This is a genomic window from Mycobacterium sp. 94-17 (assembly GCF_035617725.1).
GTDB lineage: Bacteria > Actinomycetota > Actinomycetes > Mycobacteriales > Mycobacteriaceae > Mycobacterium.
In genome coordinates, this window is record NZ_JAPIYN010000003.1 from 26706 (window position 1) to 43011 (window position 16306).

At 69.0% G+C, this 16306-nt stretch carries 18 protein-coding genes and 1 pseudogene; 12 read left to right on the forward strand and 7 right to left on the reverse strand.

Annotated features, from left to right (window positions below; all coding sequences use genetic code 11):
* Nucleotides 1-7 precede the first annotated feature (7 nt).
* A pseudogene (bluB, locus tag OQ789_RS04790) lies at nucleotides 8-741 on the reverse strand (5,6-dimethylbenzimidazole synthase).
* A 75-nt stretch (nucleotides 742-816) separates the two neighbouring features.
* Between bluB and OQ789_RS04795 the strand changes: the two are divergent.
* Nucleotides 817-1095 carry a hypothetical protein gene (locus OQ789_RS04795; RefSeq protein WP_324683889.1) on the forward strand — a complete coding sequence of 93 codons (279 nt, stop codon included), beginning with the start codon at nucleotides 817-819 and terminating at the stop codon, nucleotides 1093-1095.
* A 1-nt stretch (nucleotide 1096) separates the two neighbouring features.
* On the opposite strand, the gene OQ789_RS04800 is transcribed toward OQ789_RS04795, so the two are convergent.
* Nucleotides 1097-1579: a hypothetical protein gene (locus OQ789_RS04800; RefSeq protein ID WP_324683890.1), complete on the reverse strand. Its 483-nt coding sequence runs from the start codon at nucleotides 1577-1579 to the stop codon at nucleotides 1097-1099.
* Between the two features lie 163 nt (nucleotides 1580-1742).
* On the opposite strand from OQ789_RS04800, the gene OQ789_RS04805 reads away from it, so the two are divergent.
* Together OQ789_RS04805 and OQ789_RS04810 are read left to right on the forward strand one after the other, a co-directional pair.
* Nucleotides 1743-2420: a phosphatase PAP2 family protein gene (locus tag OQ789_RS04805; protein WP_324683891.1), complete on the forward strand. Its 678-nt coding sequence runs from the start codon at nucleotides 1743-1745 to the stop codon at nucleotides 2418-2420.
* Nucleotides 2421-2519: 99 nt separating this feature from the next.
* Entirely contained in the window at nucleotides 2520-3179 is a 660-nt protein-coding gene (locus tag OQ789_RS04810) for a L,D-transpeptidase (protein WP_324683892.1), read from the forward strand.
* Here the strand turns inward: OQ789_RS04810 and OQ789_RS04815 are convergent.
* Both OQ789_RS04815 and OQ789_RS04820 read right to left on the reverse strand, forming a co-directional pair.
* Nucleotides 3169-3687 carry a nuclear transport factor 2 family protein gene (locus tag OQ789_RS04815; protein WP_420716042.1) on the reverse strand — a complete coding sequence of 173 codons (519 nt, stop codon included), beginning with the start codon at nucleotides 3685-3687 and terminating at the stop codon, nucleotides 3169-3171. The two genes, OQ789_RS04810 and OQ789_RS04815, sit on opposite strands and share 11 nt — an antisense overlap.
* Before the next feature lie 66 nt (nucleotides 3688-3753).
* Nucleotides 3754-4395 carry a TetR/AcrR family transcriptional regulator gene (locus OQ789_RS04820; protein ID WP_324683894.1) on the reverse strand — a complete coding sequence of 214 codons (642 nt, stop codon included), beginning with the start codon at nucleotides 4393-4395 and terminating at the stop codon, nucleotides 3754-3756.
* A gap of 39 nt (nucleotides 4396-4434) precedes the next feature.
* Between OQ789_RS04820 and OQ789_RS04825 the strand changes: the two genes are divergently transcribed.
* The 6 genes from OQ789_RS04825 (at nucleotide 4435) to OQ789_RS04850 (ending at nucleotide 11859) form a co-directional block, all read left to right on the forward strand.
* Nucleotides 4435-5664: a hypothetical protein gene (locus OQ789_RS04825; RefSeq protein WP_324683895.1), complete on the forward strand. Its 1230-nt coding sequence runs from the start codon at nucleotides 4435-4437 to the stop codon at nucleotides 5662-5664.
* Nucleotides 5665-5818: 154 nt separating this feature from the next.
* A complete protein-coding gene (locus OQ789_RS04830) occupies nucleotides 5819-7750 on the forward strand; it encodes an Hsp70 family protein (RefSeq protein ID WP_324683896.1) in 1932 nt (643 codons plus the stop codon).
* A 143-nt stretch (nucleotides 7751-7893) separates the two neighbouring features.
* Complete coding sequence (locus OQ789_RS04835; RefSeq protein ID WP_324683897.1) at nucleotides 7894-9321, forward strand: DUF7159 family protein; 1428 nt, start codon at nucleotides 7894-7896, stop codon at nucleotides 9319-9321.
* A 114-nt stretch (nucleotides 9322-9435) separates the two neighbouring features.
* Nucleotides 9436-9774 (forward strand): hypothetical protein, encoded by a 339-nt coding sequence (locus OQ789_RS04840; RefSeq protein WP_420716047.1) that lies wholly within the window; start codon nucleotides 9436-9438, stop codon nucleotides 9772-9774.
* 101 nt (nucleotides 9775-9875) lie between these two features.
* The gene (locus OQ789_RS04845) at nucleotides 9876-10895 is read left to right on the forward strand and encodes an NADP-dependent oxidoreductase (RefSeq protein WP_324683899.1); all 1020 of its coding nucleotides are present in this window, start codon (nucleotides 9876-9878) and stop codon (nucleotides 10893-10895) included.
* Between the two features lie 136 nt (nucleotides 10896-11031).
* Entirely contained in the window at nucleotides 11032-11859 is an 828-nt protein-coding gene (locus OQ789_RS04850; protein ID WP_324683900.1) for a glycoside hydrolase family 16 protein, read from the forward strand.
* On the opposite strand, the gene OQ789_RS04855 is transcribed toward OQ789_RS04850, so the two are convergent.
* Nucleotides 11860-13344 carry a hypothetical protein gene (locus tag OQ789_RS04855; RefSeq protein WP_324684225.1) on the reverse strand — a complete coding sequence of 495 codons (1485 nt, stop codon included), beginning with the start codon at nucleotides 13342-13344 and terminating at the stop codon, nucleotides 11860-11862.
* Nucleotides 13345-13482: 138 nt separating this feature from the next.
* Nucleotides 13483-13701, reverse strand: coding sequence for a hypothetical protein (locus OQ789_RS04860; protein WP_324683901.1), 219 nt, complete (start codon nucleotides 13699-13701; stop codon nucleotides 13483-13485).
* 122 nt (nucleotides 13702-13823) lie between these two features.
* Between OQ789_RS04860 and OQ789_RS04865 the strand changes: the two genes are divergently transcribed.
* From OQ789_RS04865 to OQ789_RS04875, 3 genes are all read left to right on the forward strand, one after another.
* The gene (locus OQ789_RS04865) at nucleotides 13824-14129 is read left to right on the forward strand and encodes a hypothetical protein (RefSeq protein WP_324683902.1); all 306 of its coding nucleotides are present in this window, start codon (nucleotides 13824-13826) and stop codon (nucleotides 14127-14129) included.
* A gap of 63 nt (nucleotides 14130-14192) precedes the next feature.
* Nucleotides 14193-14846 (forward strand): GAP family protein, encoded by a 654-nt coding sequence (locus OQ789_RS04870; protein ID WP_324684227.1) that lies wholly within the window; start codon nucleotides 14193-14195, stop codon nucleotides 14844-14846.
* Nucleotides 14847-14901: 55 nt separating this feature from the next.
* Complete coding sequence (locus OQ789_RS04875) at nucleotides 14902-15573, forward strand: GAP family protein (RefSeq protein ID WP_324683903.1); 672 nt, start codon at nucleotides 14902-14904, stop codon at nucleotides 15571-15573.
* Here the strand turns inward: OQ789_RS04875 and OQ789_RS04880 are convergent.
* Nucleotides 15561-16301 carry a hypothetical protein gene (locus OQ789_RS04880; RefSeq protein ID WP_324683904.1) on the reverse strand — a complete coding sequence of 247 codons (741 nt, stop codon included), beginning with the start codon at nucleotides 16299-16301 and terminating at the stop codon, nucleotides 15561-15563. The two genes, OQ789_RS04875 and OQ789_RS04880, sit on opposite strands and share 13 nt — an antisense overlap.
* Nucleotides 16302-16306: the final 5 nt, after the last annotated feature.

The following is a 16306-nucleotide window of genomic DNA, read 5'->3' on the forward strand; positions in this document are numbered from 1 at the left end:
TCACCTCTCACATTGCCTTGCGACCGGCGACGTTACCGCAACTTCCTCGGGTCTTTCCTGAATGCCGACGCGTCAGGGCGCCGGCAGGTGACCCCACCGGTTTTCGCAGACGAACTCCGACAGCGGTCGGCCGACGGCCCAGCCGTCCAGTTCCAGCGCGGGACGGTCGGGGAATCCGGGCACCGGCCCCAGGCACAGGATGGCCACCGGTTCGGCGCCGGAGGGCATGCCCAGCAGCGCCGCCAGCCGTTGCGGATCGAACAGTGACACCCAGCCCATGCCGAGGCCCTCGGCGCGGGCCGCCAGCCACAGGTTCTGGATCGCGCACGAGACCGACGCCAGGTCCATCTGCGGCAGCGTCCGCCGGCCGAACACGTGCGCGTCGCGGCCGTCGCCCAGCGCCACCACGAACAACTCGGCGCACTCGCGGATGCCCTCCACCTTGAGCGCGAGGAACTCGTCGGATCGCTCGCCCAGGGCTTTCGCGGTGCGCGGGCGTTCCTCGTCGACCAGGGCGTGGATGCGTCGCCGCAGCGAGTCGTCGGTGATCCGGATGAAGCGCCACGGCTGCATCAGCCCGACACTGGGCGCCGCGTGGGCGGCCCGCAGGAGGCGCGCCAGCACGGCCTCGTCCACCCGCGCGCCGGGAACGAACCGGCGCATGTCACGGCGCTCGTAGATCACGCGATAGACGGCCCGCCGCTCGTGCGGGCTGAATGCGTCACCGGTCACGTCAGTCATCGTAGAAAATCGGCGCTAGCGTGGATCGTGCCCAGGCCCGGCGGCCTGGTGAGCCCGCAGAAAGGGAGTGGTTTCTTGAAGCCTTCCGATGTGCTCGACACGCTCGGCGCCGAGCAACGCGCCGGCCGCGGCTATGGCGAGCCCTATCAGACGCCGGACGGCACCACGGTCATCGTGGTCGGCAAGCCGCTGGGCGTGTTCGCCATCCGCGACGGGCAGGCCTCCTGGACCCCGGCCGTGGACAAGGGCCGGATCGCGCTGATCGGCGTGCTCACCGGCCTGCTGGCCGCCGCGATCGGCAGCCTGGCGGTGCTGCGGCAGCCGCCCTGGCCGCGCATCACGATCAGCGACTGACTCAGGGACTGTAGGTGACCCCGACCGCCCGGAACACGTATTCCGGCGGCATGTCGAAGGCCAGCGAGCGCCGGGGCAGGCCGCTGAGCAGGTCGTCCGCAATGCCCACCTTGTAGTGCAGGGACAGCTCGCCGGCGAATTTCTCGTCGACGCGGGAGACGTCGACGTCGACCTGCAGTCCGGTCGGTGAGATCTCCACCTGCGCCGCGCCCGTCTGCGGGGCGTCCCAGCGCACGTTGACGGTCGGGCCGGCGAGCTTGGGCAGCATGGACAGCGTCGCGAGCACCCGCTCCGAGGTGAACACCAGCGAGCCCGTGTAGCTGGCGACGCTGTGCGGCAACCGCACACCGGGTACGGTGCCGCTGAATCGGCGGGTCACGGCGACGTAATCGGCGAGGTAGAGCAGGCCTTCCGACTCGACCTCGGCATGCAGGTCATCGGGCAGCTTGCCGATGCCGAACAACCTGCGGACAAAGACGGCCATAGCGACAGTATGACGCGCCGGGCGATCGCAAGCGCGGCGCTTGTCGCCGGGCGCAGCGGGTCGCCCGCATGTCACCGGGCGATCGCAAGCGCGGCGCTTTTCGCCGGGCGATCGCACGTGGGTCGCGCGCGGGTCACCGCCCCACAGCTGGTATCCGTTGGTGATGACTCGCCCGAGGATGCCGCTGGCAGCCTGGATCGCGGTGTTGGCCGCCGCTGTGTACGCGCTGATGTGGATGGGCTACTGCCGGCACTGGAACTGGCTGCACGCGATGGACTGGTCGTTGCTGAACGCGGCGCGCGATGTCGCGCTCAAACATCCGTCGTGGCTACGGTTTTGGGAAGCCGTGTCCTTCGCGCTGGGCCCGGTGCCGATGTCCGTACTGGGCATCGCGATGACGGTGGTCGCCCTGGTGATGCGCAACCTGCGGGCCGCGCTGGTGCTGGCGTTCGCGTGCGGGCCGCTCAACGAACTCGCGACCGCGGGGGCCAAGGCCCTGGTCGGCCGTCCCCGCCCGGCGACCATGCTGGTGGCCGCGGCGTCCACCTCCTTTCCGTCCGGCCACGCGCTGGAGGCGACGGCCGCGCTGCTCGCCGGGCTGTGCTTCTTCTTTCCGATGACGAGCCGGACGATCCGCCGCGTCGCGGTGGCGGTCGTGGTGGTGTCGGTTCCGGCGGTCGGCGTCTCCCGGGTGGCGCTGAACGTGCACTACCCGTCCGATGTGCTGGCCGGCTGGTCGCTTGGATACCTGTATTTCTTGTTGTGTCTCTTGATCTTTCGTCCTGCACGCCCGCAAGCCGGCAGTCCGCGCCGCGCGAGGGACACCGCTGCGACGCGCTAACGACGCTGTCCCGGTGGGCATTTAGTCACGGCGCGGTGACCTAACTGGGGCACAAGCTTTACTTGACCCTGACGACGCCGGTGTTCGACGATGGAGTGCATGCATCGACCGGTCACTTCGCTGTGCGCCGCGGTGTGCGCAGTCTTCGTCTCGATGGTGCTGGCGCCGATCAGTGCGGCCGCAGGCGCTCCCTGGTTCGCGAACGCCGTTGGCAATGCGACCCAAGTGGTTTCGGTGGTGAGCACCGGCGGTTCAAACGCGACCATGGAGATCTTTCAGCGCACCGGCAGCGGCTGGCAGTCGCTGCGGTCCGGCATTCCCACCCACGTCGGATCGGCGGGGATGGCGCCGCAGGCCAAGAGCGGTGTTCCGGCCACCCCGATGGGCGTGTACACCCTGGACTCCGCGTTCGGCACGGCACCGAATCCCGGCACCGGATTGCCCTACACCCAGGTGTCCGGGCCCAACTACTGGTGGAGCGGCGACGACCACAGTCCCACGTTCAACTCCATGCAGGTGTGCCAGAAGGCGCAGTGCCCGTTCAGCACCGGCGACAGCGAGAACCTGCAGATCCCGCAGTACAAGCATGCCGTCGTGATGGGCGTCAACAAGAACAAGACCCCGGGTGGGGGAGCCGCGTTCTTCTTCCACACCACCGACGGGAAACCCACCGAGGGTTGCGTGGCGGTGGACGACGCTCAGCTGGTGTCGATCATGAAATGGCTGCGGCCGGGCGCGGTAATCGCGATTACGAAGTAGCGGTCACTTCGTCGTAATCAGCTCGAGCGCGGCCGGGTTTGACGTTGAACTTGAGGTCTGCGACCGACATCGTAGCCTCGTAGGTGCGGTCATAGCCGGTCCCGCAGATGCGCCATCCATCGGCTGTACGCCGGTACTTGTCGTGGTAGAACGCCGCGCCGATCAGCATGAAGTTGTATTCGGCGACAATTACCCGGTCCTGCAGATACCAAGTGGCAGAGGCCGTATCGCCGGTTACGGTGATCTCCGGGTGCGTCACGCGGTGTTCGGTGACCACTCCGGGGCCCATCGCCGAACTCAGGTACTCCACGAGATCGGAGCGGTTGTCGAAGTGCAGCTCCTTGCCCAGCGACGATCCGTACGCTCCGACGATGTCCTCGGTCATGGTGTCGGCGAAGTCATCCCAGTGCTTGGTGTCCATCGCTCGCAGGTACCGGTACTTGACCTGCTTGATCGCCTCGATATCGGCGGCCACTTCCTGATAGCTCATCCCGTCATTGCAGCACACGGAAAAAGTGAGCCTGCACCGAGATATAAACCACGCAGACGTTCCGCGGCGTGTCGTGTGCGCGGTTTAAGTGTCGCGGGTGTCTGCCGCGCTAAGCACACGGGTGACCATGTCGACGAGGGCACGCCTTTCCAGGCTCCAGTCGATGGCGGTGCCGGTGACCATCTGCGCCAGCACCACACCGCGAAGGGTGGCCCAAATGACTTCGGCCACACCGGCATGCGCGGGATCGGTGGTGATCAACCTGCCCAGCTGGCCGACCGCGTCGTTCATGTCCAGCAGGTGGCGCCGCGAGGACGGGTCCGGGCCGCCGCGCGTCTCGCGCAGGATTTCGAACGCGGCCATCGACGTCGGGCTGCTGTAGCAGCTCCAGGCGGTGTCGACGACGACCTCGATGCGCGTCCGCAGGGGTAGCTCGCTGACGTCGGCCGACGACAGGCTGTCGATCAGCCGGGCCACCCCGTCGTCCACCACGGCCCTCAGCAGCCCGTTGCGGTCTCCGAAGTGGTACTGGATGACCCCCCAGGTGACGCCCGCGCGTTCGGCCACGTGCTTGGCGGTGGCGGCGGAGAATCCCTCCTCCACGATGCAGCGGACGGTCTCGGCGATGATTTTCGCGCGGGTGTCGTCGCCGCGCTTGCGTGGCGCGGTGGTTCGCCGGGTGGGGCCGATCGGGCGTGGGGGGGTCTGGCCAGCGGTGACGGACATTATTGACTTTATAACATAGTCAAGTCTATTTTTGGGGGCGTGAGCAGCCCCTCGCGATACGCCCAACTGTCCCGCGACGAGCTCGTCGTTTTGGTTCCCGAACTGCTGCTGATCGGGCAGTTGATCGACCGCTCCGGAATGGCCTGGTGCATTTCGGCGTTCGGCCGCGACGAGATGGTCCAGATCGCCATCGAGGAGTGGGCGGGCGCCAGCCCGATCTACACCCGGCGGATGCAGCGGGCGCTGAACTACCAGGGCGACGATGTGCCGACGATCTTCAAGGGTCTGCAGCTCGACATCGGCGCCCCACCGCAATTCATGGATTTCCGCTACACGGTCCACGACCGCTGGCACGGCGAATTCCACCTCGACCACTGCGGCGCCCTGCTCGACGTCGAGCCGATGGGCGAGCAGTACGTGTTCGGCATGTGCCACACCATCGAGGATCCGACCTTCGACGCCACCGCGATCGCGACCAACCCGCGCGCCCAGGTGCGCCCCATCCATCGCCCGCCGCGGACGCCGGCCGACCGGCATCCGCACTGCGCCTGGACCGTCATCATCGACGAGTCCTATCCCGAGGCGCAGAGCATTCCTGCGCTGGACCTCGTCGGCCGAACCCGCGCTGCGACATGGGAACTCGACCCCATCGACCCATCGGACGAGGGGCAGGCGGATTACGCCGGGCCCTTGCTGTCCGATTTCGACTTCGCCGCGTTCTCGCATTCGGCGCTGGTCCGCATCGCCGACGAGGTGTGCCTGCAGATGCACCTGCTGTACCTGTCGTTCGTGATCGCGGTGCGGGCACGCGCCGTCGACGACGACCAAACCGTCGGCGTGTGCACTCGCGGCCTGATCGGCATCGCCGGCGTGGCCGCCGAGCGCATCCACCGTGCACTGAAACTCCCCGGGGGCGCCGACGGCGTGCTGCGGGTCCTTGAGCTGCACCCGCTACTGAACCCCGCGGGCTACGTTGTGGCCGAGGCAGAGTCGAACCGGCTGCACGTCCAGCCGTCGCCGGCCCACGACGACAAATCCTGGATCTCGCTGTGCTCGCCGCAATCCCTGCAGCCGCTCCAGGCGATCGCCACCGCGGTGGACCCGCACATCGAGGTTCGAGTTAGCGGAACCGCCACCGACTGGACGGCAGAGCTGGTCGAAACCGACTCTCCCACCGAGGAACTGCCAGAGGTTTCGGTGGTCAGGGTCAGTGGCGGATCGACCTTCCAGTTCGAGTCCCGGCGTTCGCTGCCGCTCACGGTGTTGTAACGAAAAGCCTTTTGTCAAGGGGTTTCCGGTACCGCTTCGGTGACGCAACCGCATCGAGCGAATACCAATGACATTGCGAAGCATCGGCTTTCCGCGTGTCCACGGCTATCGTTAACGCTGGCCACCGACCCCTATGGACGAAGGTTTTCGCTCTATGTACGACCCAATTGGGTTGTCGATCGGGACCACGAACCTGGTCGCTGCGCGTAACGGAAGCCCACCGGTTAGCCGCCGGTCGGTGCTCACCCTTTATCCGCACTGTGCACCGAAAGTCGGTGCGTCCGACGAGAACCCGCACCCGATCGAGCCCGGCGTACCGATGAAGGGCTTCATCGAGCGCATCGGTGATTCCGTCGCGCTGGTGTCATCCGACGGCTCCGCGCACGAAGCGGAACTGCTGACGGTGGAGGCACTGGACGCGATGGTGCTTGCGGTCGGCGCGGACGCCGCGTGCTCGGAGATTTCCATCGCCGTGCCTGCGCATTGGAAACCGGCGACGGTGCAGGCGTTGCGGGACGCCCTGCGAACCCACGTGGGCTTCGTGCGCAGCGGTATGGCGCCGCGGCTGGTCTCGGACGCCATCGCGTCGCTGACCGCCGTGCGCTCCGAGCTCGACCTGCCTGACGAGGGCGTGGTGGGGTTGCTCGACTTCGGTGGCGGTGGGACGTCGGCCACACTGGTCGATGTCGCCGGGGACTTCGAACTCGTCAGCGCCACCATGCGTTACGCCGCGTTGTCCGGTGACGAGATCGACCAGGAGCTGCAGCTGCGTGTCTTCGAGGAACTGGGCCACGGCAGCGGCCTGGACCCGGCCAGCACCGCCGACGTCGGACAGCTGGTGGAACTCAGGGAACAATGCCGCGCGGGCAAGGAGCGGCTCTCAACCGAGATGGCCACCGACATCAGCGCGGTGCTGGGCGGGCGCACGTGCAGCCTGACGTTGACGCAGGATGACCTCGAAATGCTGATCCAGGATCGGCTGACCGGGTTCATTTACGCCTTGGACGACATGCTGGTGCGCTATCGCAAGGGCTGGTCGGACCTCGCAGCGGTGGTCACCGTCGGCGGGGGTGCGCGCATTCCGCTTGTCACCGAACGGCTTTCGATGCACGGCCGCACGCCCATCCTGACGCCTGCGCAACCAGGGCTGGCCGCGGCCGGCGGGGCGCTGATCCTGGCGGCGCGCGGCGGTGAGCTGGACCTGCGCACGCGGACGTCGATAGGGCTACTCGCGTCCGCCGACGCCGCCGGTGACGTGGTGGACCTGGGGGCCGGCGATGTGCTGGTGATCGACGACGAGGCGCTGACTGATCGCGAATTGGCTTGGTCGCAAACCGAATACCCCGGCGACCTCCGCATGCGTTTCGGTGGGGAAACCTACGACGAAGACGGCCCGGCCGGCTGGTCGATGCGGCTCAACGTCATCGAACCGCCGCGGGAACGACGACCCTGGCTGCGACTTCGGTTGTCCCAGTTGATCATCGGGATGTCGGCCGTGGTCGCCATGACGGCGATCGGCGGGGTGGCCTACACGCTGACCAGTATAGAAAACCGTCCGGCCCGGCCCGCGCCATCCGTAGCGCCGCCGCCGGCGAACTCCGTGGCGCCGCGCCCGGCCGCACCGCCGCCGCCCACCGCGGTACCGCCGCCGCCCCCGCCGCCCAGCGCGCAACCCATTCCCAGCCCGGCGCCGCCGCCGCCGGAACCGCCGCCGTCCCCACCACCGCCGCCACCTCCGGTGGTGGTCCACACGCCGCCGCCGGCGCCCGTCTACACGCCGCGGCACACCGCGCCGCCGCCTACCGCGACGACCGCGCCGCCGACCACCGCGCCGCCGCAACCGACGGTCACCACGACGGTGCCGCCGCCACCGGTGGAAACCACCACGCCCCCCCAGCCGCCGACCACCACCAGCACGACGGTGCCGATGACGACGGAGTGGATACACGTTCCGTTGCTGCCGGTTCCGATTCCGGTCCCGGTGCCGCAGCAGCAGGCCCCGGCGACCCCGCAGTATCCGCAGTACCCGCAGTATCCCCAGTACCCGGGGTACTCGCAGAACCCGTATATGGGGCCGGGTTACTAGCGTCGCTGCTGCGTACGCAAGCCGCCTGCGCGCCGAGTCGCACGCGGGTAACGTTGACGTCACCAAGTTCGAGCGGGGCTCTTCCCGCCATGCACCTCGCGGAGGGCCGCGGTGGGCATTGAAAAAGACCTTGGAGGCGTTACGTGGACATCGTGCTTGGGGTGTCGATGGCTCCCAGGACAGTCCGTCTGGTAGCGATCGAGGGCCAGGACGCGGACGGCGTGACCGTCGAACAAGAAGAGTTCGCGGTTGGCGCCGCCGGAAATTCGATCGACGCGGTCGATCAGGTGGTCAACGCGATCATCGGCACCCGCGAAGGGGTGCTCGAGGGCGGTCACCAGCTGACCTCGATCGGGGTCACCTGGAGCGACCCCTTTGGCGTCGGCGCGCTGCGCGAGGCGATCGACACCCGCAAGCTGGGCGGCGTGATGATGGTCGCGCCGTTGCTGGCCGCGGCCGCGCTGGCGCAGACGGTGGGCTGCGCGCTGGGCTACGAGCGCCTCGCGATGCTGTTCGTCGAGCCCGCGAATGCGACGCTGGCCGTCGTCGACGTCGCCGACGGCTCGATCGTCGACCTGCATCGGCGCCGGCTCGGCGATGGCGACGCGCACGAACTGGCGGCGATGGTCTCCGCTCTGGACGCCCGTGGGTCCCGGGCCGACGGCGTGTTTCTGATCGGCTGCGGAACCGACATCGTGGCGCTGAAGCCCACGCTCGAGGCGGCCACCACGCTGCCGGTTACCGGTCCCGAGGAGCCGGACATGGCGCTGGCTCGCGGCGCGGCGCTGGCGTCGGCGAACGCCCCGCTGTTCGCGTCTTCGACGGCGGCGCTGGCCTACGCGCTGGACCCGGGCACCGGAGAGCTGAACCCACCCGCGCTCAGCCCGACCTACCTGGACGTCTGGGGCAATGACGACGTCGCCGCCGACGCGCTGGCCTACAGCGCCGTCGAGGACGACGATGACAAGCCCCGGCGGCGGCCCCGGTCTGCGCTGCTGGCCGGGAGCGCGCTGGCCGGCATAGCCGCCGCCATAGGCGGGGTGGTGCTGGTGACGCTGACGGCGGATCATCCGGGGCCCGCCGCCGGGCACAACGCGGATGTCGGCGTCGCCACTCCGGGGGTGCAGCTGCCGGCGCCCCCGCCGCAGGCGCAGCTGCCGGCGCCCCCGCCGCAGGCGCAGCTGCCCCCGCCGGCTCCGAGCCCGGCCCCGCCGCCCGCGCCCGCGCCCAGCCCGTCGCAGGTGGCCGCCCCGGCGCCGGCGCCGTCTCCCGTGCCGTCGCAGGTTGCGCAGCCCGCACCGCAGACCGAGGTCACTCCGCCACCCGAGGCGCCGGTCCACCACGCCCCCGCCCGGCCGGCGCCCAAGTATGTGCCGGAGCCCGTCCAGCAGGCGGTGCCCCCACCGGCCGCGGCGCCCGCACCCCCGCCGGCCGCGGCGCCCGCACCCCCGCCAGCCGCACCGCCCCCGCCGCCGGCCGCACCGCAGCAGCCGCCGATGACGATGTACCTGCACTTCCCGTTCTTCACGGTGCCGATCCCGATCAACCCTCCGCCGCCGCCCGGCCAGTAGGCACGTGGCAAACGCGGCCGACTGAGCGCACACTGGCAGTTACGGCACTAGCGCCTGGGAGGTCGCGTGGGCGAGCACAGTGGATTCGGGTTCGATCCCGAGGAGTTCGATCGAATGATCCGGGAAGGCAGCGAGGGGCTGCGGGACGTGTTCGAGCGGGTCAGCAGGTTCGTTGCCGCTCCCGGGGGCCGGACGGGCTGGTCCGGCGTCTTCGACGACCTGTCGCGGCGCCCGCGCAGTGCCCCGGAAACCGCCGGCGAGGCTGGTGACGGCGTATGGGCGATCTACACGGTGGACGCCGGCGGCGGCGCACGCGTCGAGCAGGTGTATGCGACCGAGCTCGACGCACTGCGGGCGAATAGGGACAATGTCGATCCCACGCGCAAGGTGCGTTTCCTGCCTTACGGCATCGCGGTCAGCGTCCTCGACGACGACGCCGAAGAGCCTGCGTAACAGTCATTTTCGCGCGGCCCCGCGCGACGGCGTCGCGCCGGCCGACAGGGAATGCGCCATTCGCTCCTGCGTTCGCGGCCCGTTCGGTAGCTTTTACGATCGTGCCCGATGTGCCGAATCGCCAGGTCCTGTTGCGTCGCCGCCCCGCCGGACTCGTGCAACCGGACGACACGGAAATGGTCACCGCGCCCGCGCCCGAACCCGCCGACGGCGAGGCGTTGCTGCGCACCACCTACGTCGGAATCGACGCCGCCGCCCGCACCTGGCTCGATGACCAGCCCGGCTATCTGCCCCCGGTACAGGTGGGTGAGGTCATCCGGGCGGCCGGCATCGGCGAGGTGGTCGAGTCGCGGTGCGACGCCTACGCCGTCGGCGATATCGTCACCACGTTGACCGGCTTCCAGGAATACGTGATCATCCGCGACGACCTGTTCAGCACGCCGATCCCGGGCGAGAACGACCAGCTGGCGATCATGTCGGTCTACGGGCCGACCGGCGCCACCGCCTATTTCGGGATGACCGACATCGGCAGGCCGCAGCCCGGGGAAACGGTGGTGGTGTCGGCGGCCGCCGGCGCCACCGGCTCGATCGCCGGGCAGATCGCCAAGATCGCCGGCGCCCGCGTAGTGGGCATCGCGGGCGGGCCGCAGAAATGCCGCGCGGTGGTGGAGGACTTCGGGTTCGACGCGTGCATCGACTACAAGAACGACGACGTCGCGGCGGCCCTGAAAGAGCATTGCCCGCAACGCGTCGACGTCTACTTCGACAACGTGGGCGGGCCCATCCTCAACACCGTGCTGGGCCGGCTGGCCACCCGCGCGCGCGTCGTCCTGTGCGGCGTCATCTCCAGCTATCTGACCGGCGATCATCCCGGTCCGGCGAACTACGTGAACCTGCTGTCCAAGACCGCGCTGATGCAGGGGTTCAACGCGCTCGACCAGTGGGGCCGCTTCGACGAGGCGTTCGCCGCGCTGCGCCGGTGGGAGGCCGAGGGCCGACTTCACCACCGGCAGACCATCTTTGAGGGCGTAGAGTCGTGTGTCGACGCGCTCAACGGCCTGTTCACCGGCGTCAACGTCGGCAAGACCCTGGTGAGGCTCAGTGAGCCCGGTTCCCGCTAGGCAGCGCCGGGCCGGCCCGGCATACCGCGCCCATGCGTGCCACCCCACCGCGTGGTTTCATGACACCGTTTGCGAGAGTTGCCTGGGGAGATTCAGCCGGGCTCGGCGAGCCGGCTTTCAACGATTGGTGGTTTAGATGGATCGTCGCAGCATGATGTTGATGTCGGGCCTGGGCATGATCGGGGCTGCGATGCGTTTGCCGGGTGCCTGGGCCACCCCGTCGGCGCCCGAGGCGCCGCCATCGGCCGGCGGCGGGAACTACATCTTCGCCGATGAGTTCGACGGGCCCGCGGGCTCACCGCCCGATCCGGGCAAGTGGACGATCCAGACCTGGCAGGACGACGTGTTCCCGCCGGTGGAGGGGATCTACCGCGACGACCGCCAAAACGTGTTCCAGGATGGGCATTCCAACCTCGTCCTGTGCGCCACTCACGATGTGCTGAGCAACACCTACTACAGCGGCAAGCTGCGCGGCAATTTCCGCAGCATGATCAACCAGACCTGGGAGGCCAGGATCAAGCTCGACTGCCTGTTCCCCGGCCTGTGGCCCTCGTTCTGGGGTGTCAACGAAGACCCGTTGCCCGACGGCGAGGTCGACATCTTCGAGTGGTACGGCAACGGGAACTGGGCCCCGGGCACCACGGTCCACGCGGCGTCCAACGGCAAGACCTGGGAAGGCAAATCCATTCCGGGCCTGGTCGACGGCAACTGGCACACCTGGCGAATGCATTGGGGCGAAGAGGGTTTCGAATTCGCGCGAGACGGCGCCGAGTACTTCAAGGTGCCCAACAAGCCCATCCACGTCGCCGGCGGCGCTCCTGACGATTTCCGGTGGCCGTTCAACATCCCCGGCTACTGGATGACCCCCATGTTCACCCTCGCCGTCGGCGGGGTGGGCGCCGGCGACCCGGCCGGGGGCGTCTTCCCGTCCTCCATGCTGGTGGACTACATCCGCATCTGGTGACTATCGCTGCGCCTTGAGCACCTGCACCAGGTTGAACTGCCAGCGCTCGACCAGCCGGAAGCCCAAGTCGTGCGGCACCGCGAAGGCGGGGGATGCCCAGTAGCGCGGACCCGGGGGCAGCGCCGGGCCCTGCTCGTGGGCCGGTTGGGACGGGTCGGCCTGGGTGATGATCCACACGACGCCGCATCGGCTCAACGGTTCGGCCACCACCTCGGGGATTAGATTGGTGTCGAACACGTCGTTGCGGTCGGTCGCCCGCTGCCAGAGCGTGAGATCGACCATCTTGCGGTAGGCGTCCGGGCGCGCCGCCAGCAGCGGGCGCATGGGGGCAGGCATGAACGTCACCGTGTCGTTCACCAGCAGGCAATCGCCCGGCGCCGCCTCCGCGGTGATCAGATCGGCGACCTGGCTGTAGTCCATGCCGTACTTTGCGTATGGGTTACGTTGCACCCGAACATAATTCGGCGCCGCGACCACGGCGAAGAGGCCGACGACCGCCGCGGCCAGCCACGGCCTGGCGGCCACCGCGCCGGTGCAGACGCCCAGGATCAACGCCACCGCGGGTGCGGTGAAGCACAGGTAGCGCGGCGTGTAGATCGGGTGCACGAGCGCGGAATACGCAACGATCGCGGCCGTCGGGGCCGCAAGCCAGCCCGTGGCGAGCACCAGCAATTGACGCTGCGACTGCATCAGGCGCGCGGATCCGCTGAGCCACAACACGATCGCCGTGCCGATCAGCAGCGCCGACAGCACGGCGAACGGGGGGCATCGTTCGAAATACTGCTGCATCAGCACGTCTTCGATGGTGCGGTGGCCGATGGGTGCGACCCAACTGATCTGATGCGCCTGCCCCGCCACCGTCAGCAGAAAGGGCAGCAGCGCGGCCACCGCGGCGGCCGACGCAATCACGAAGCCCAACAAAGTCTTTCGGCTCCGGTGAAAGGCACCGACGAACACCGCGTACCCCGCCAGCAGCAGCGCGAGGTACGCGTCGAGCACGATCGAGCAGGCCAGTGCGACGGCATAGGACAGCCACAGCCAGCCGCCGGCACGGCGCGCGGCGCAGACCAGCAGGACGGTCAGCCACACGGCGGCCATCATCGACATGGCATACGGGCGGGCCTCGATGGCCGCCCACGTGGTCCGGGGCAGGATCGCGCAGAACACCCCGGCGGCCACCGCGACGCGGCGTGACGAGAACTGTCTGCCCAGCACGACCACGCCGGCGGCGGCACCACCCGCCGCCAGGGCGCTGGGCGCGCGCGACCAGAACTCGGTGGGTGGGAAGACCTGGAACCAGCCGTGCATGAGCAGGTAGTACAAACCGTGCACGGCGTCGACATTGCCCAGCATGCGCCACATTTGGGCCAGCGACCGGCTGTAGGCGGCCGAGATGGTCGCGGCCTCGTCGTACCAGAACGAGGGCCGGGCGGCGCCGGCGAGGCCGATCGCGACGGCTAACAGCCCGACGATCAGGGGGTCCACTGCCGCGCGCGGGGTGAATCGAGGACGTGGCTGGCCGGTAGGGCAGACGCTGACCGGGACGTCACGCACGTCGCTATGGTGCCAGAAGCGGCGCCGGCTCCTCTGGTGGGTCGAGATCGCCGGTCAGCCGCGGCGCCGTCAGTTGTGCAGCACCAGGTGCCAGAAGCCGTCGCCGCCCTGGTAGCAGTAGAACTGGTTGTACAAGTGGTCGTTGTACTCCAGCTCGACATTCGGCCCGTCGGCGACGCAACCGGCCTCCGACGAGTACCTGATGTCGTTGACCTCGACTTCGTCGGCGTTGGCGACGGCCACTCCGGCGGTCATCAGCCCGGCCAAAGCTATTAGTCCCGCGGTCATCAGCCTGATCATGTGGTCCCCCTCGTACCCGTCGGTCGCGACGAACTCTAACCCCTGAGCAGGGCCAACGCTGACGAATCGGTAAATTCACTCCGGCGTTCGTTCGAACGTATGATCGATCGATGGGTCCGCTGGCGTCGATCGGATACAACGGCCAACCGGTCGGCAGCCCGTTTCGGGTGGTTCGCCCGGCGATCGCGGTCCTGGTCGACCTGACGGTGCTGTTCCCGCGCGAGCCACACCGCTCGGGCCGGTATCAGCCCAACGGTCTGCAGCTGCACAAGGTGGTCGAGGGGTCGCTGAGTTGCTGGGCGCTGTGCGAGCAGGGCGACTGGTGGGGGCTGGTGTCCTATCCCGTCGCCTACGGTTCCAAACGTAAAACGGTGACGCACTGGGTACCCGCGTGGACGTTGCGCCGCAAAGGCTGATCGGATGCGGCCGGCGGCGCAGCGATGCGATGATTGCTGCCCGTGGACGCAAGTTGGGCCTCGGTGCTGAGCAAGCTCATCGCGCTGGCGGCGGTCATCGCGCTGTCACCGATCACGATCGTTCCCGCGGTGCTGGTGCTGCACGCACCCCGGCCGCGCCCGGTCAGCCTCGCCTTCCTGGGTGGCTGGCTGCTGGGGCTGATCGCGCTCACCGCCGCGTTCGTCACCGGCTCGGACCTGCTCAGCGGCATCCACACGACGCCGCCGAAATGGGCGTCGTGGGTGCGGCTGGGCTTCGGGGTGGCGCTGCTCGCGCTGGCCGCCTACCACTGGTTCACCAGGCATCGCCGGCGCACCATGCCGCGCTGGATGCGGTCGTTCTCCACGCTCTCCCCGCTGCGCGCCGCGGTGATGGGTGCGGTACTGGTACCGCTGCGGCCCGAGGTGCTGATCCTCTGCGCGGCCGCCGGCCTGGCCGTCGGCAACAGCAGCCTGAGCGCCGGCGCTCAGCTGGTCGCGGCCGCGATCTTCGTCGTGCTCGCCGCGTCGACGGTCGCCATCCCGATCGTGGCCTACGTCGGCGCCGGCGACCGCCTCGACGATGCCCTGGAGCGCGTCAAGGCCTGGATGGAGGCGAACCACGACGCGATGATGGCCGTCATCCTGTTCCTGATCGGCTTGATCGTGCTCTACAACGGGATTCGCACGCTGGTCTGACCGAGTGTGGCGTGTTTCGCCGCCGCACCGGCCGGGCAATGGGAGGATGCCGCCCATGGCAGGCAGCTGGGGGACGGTGCTGACCGGGCTCGTTCCGCTCGGGCTGGTCATCTCGCTCTCACCGCTCACGGTCATTCCGGCGGTGCTGGTACTCCAGGCGCCGCGGCCGCGTCCGAGCAGCCTGGCGTTCCTGGGCGGGTGGCTGCTGAGCCTGTCCGCGCTGACGGCGCTCGCCGTCGCGGCCTCCGGCCTGCTGGGCGGCCTGGACAAGGCGCCGCCGCGGTGGTCGTCGTGGCTGCGGGTGGTGCTGGGGTCGGCGCTGATCCTGTACGGCATCTACCGATGGCTCAACCGGCACGGTCAGGCCGAGTCCCCGGCCTGGATGCGCTCGTTCGCCAGCATCACCCCGGCCCGCGCCGGGATGATCGGGGCGGTGCTGGCCCTGGTGCGCCCGGATGTGGCGCTCATCTGCGTGCCCGCGGGCCTGGGCATCGGCACCGCCGGGCTCGGCCCCGCCGGCGACTGGGCGGCCGCCGCGTTCTTCGTGGCCGTCGCGGCCTCCAGCGTCGCAATCCCGATATTGGCCTACGCGGCGGCCGGTAGCCGCCTCGACGACACGCTGGCGCGGCTCAAGGACTGGATGGACCGCAACAACAGCGCCCTGCTCGCGGCGGTCTTCGTGGTGATCGGCGCGATGGTGCTCTACCACGGGATTCACGCCCTGTAGCCGCCATCGGTCAGGCCCGCGTCCTCTTCGAGCCGGTTGATGGCGCCAAAGGCCAACTCGCGGAACAACTCCCGGCCGTAGCCGACGAGCATGCCGAGATAACCCCGGTCTGCCCACTGCGCGGCGTGCCGCTCTTCGTGATGCAACACCCGGTCCAGGTCGAGACGCCAGGCATGCCCGGCCGAGACGATGCGGCGAAGCTGCTCGGCGGGGTCGGCGGCCCGGCCCGCGTTGATCATGAAGATGTCGCCCCAGGTGGTGCCGCCGCGCCGGCTGAACAGCCGTTGTATCCCGTTGCCGCCCAGTCCCATCAGCATGCCGTTGGGCGTGGTGACCAGGCGTCCGCCGTTGCGGTGCACGAAGGGCACGTCGCGGCTGTAGCTCCAGCGGTTTGCGTTTTGCCGGGCCGTGATTCGCGCAAGCTCGGCGGCACCGTAGGGGGTGGCCGGGAAGTCGGGCGGCCGCCCGCCCGGCTTCCCGTAGCCGGTGTCGGCGTTGAGGATGTAGGTCACCAGCGCGGCCGCGCGGGCGCGGGCGCCGTCGGCGTAGGGCGGGATCAGGAAGAACGACTTGCCGTGCGGGTCGTTGAACTCGGCCATGCCCTCGAGGACCGCGAAGCGCGCGGCGGTGACGTCATGCCGTCGACCGATCTCGGCGACGACGTGCGCGGCCACGCCCCGGCGGTCGGCGTTCTCCCGCCACCTCGTGCAATAGGCCTGTGCGTCCATGTCTT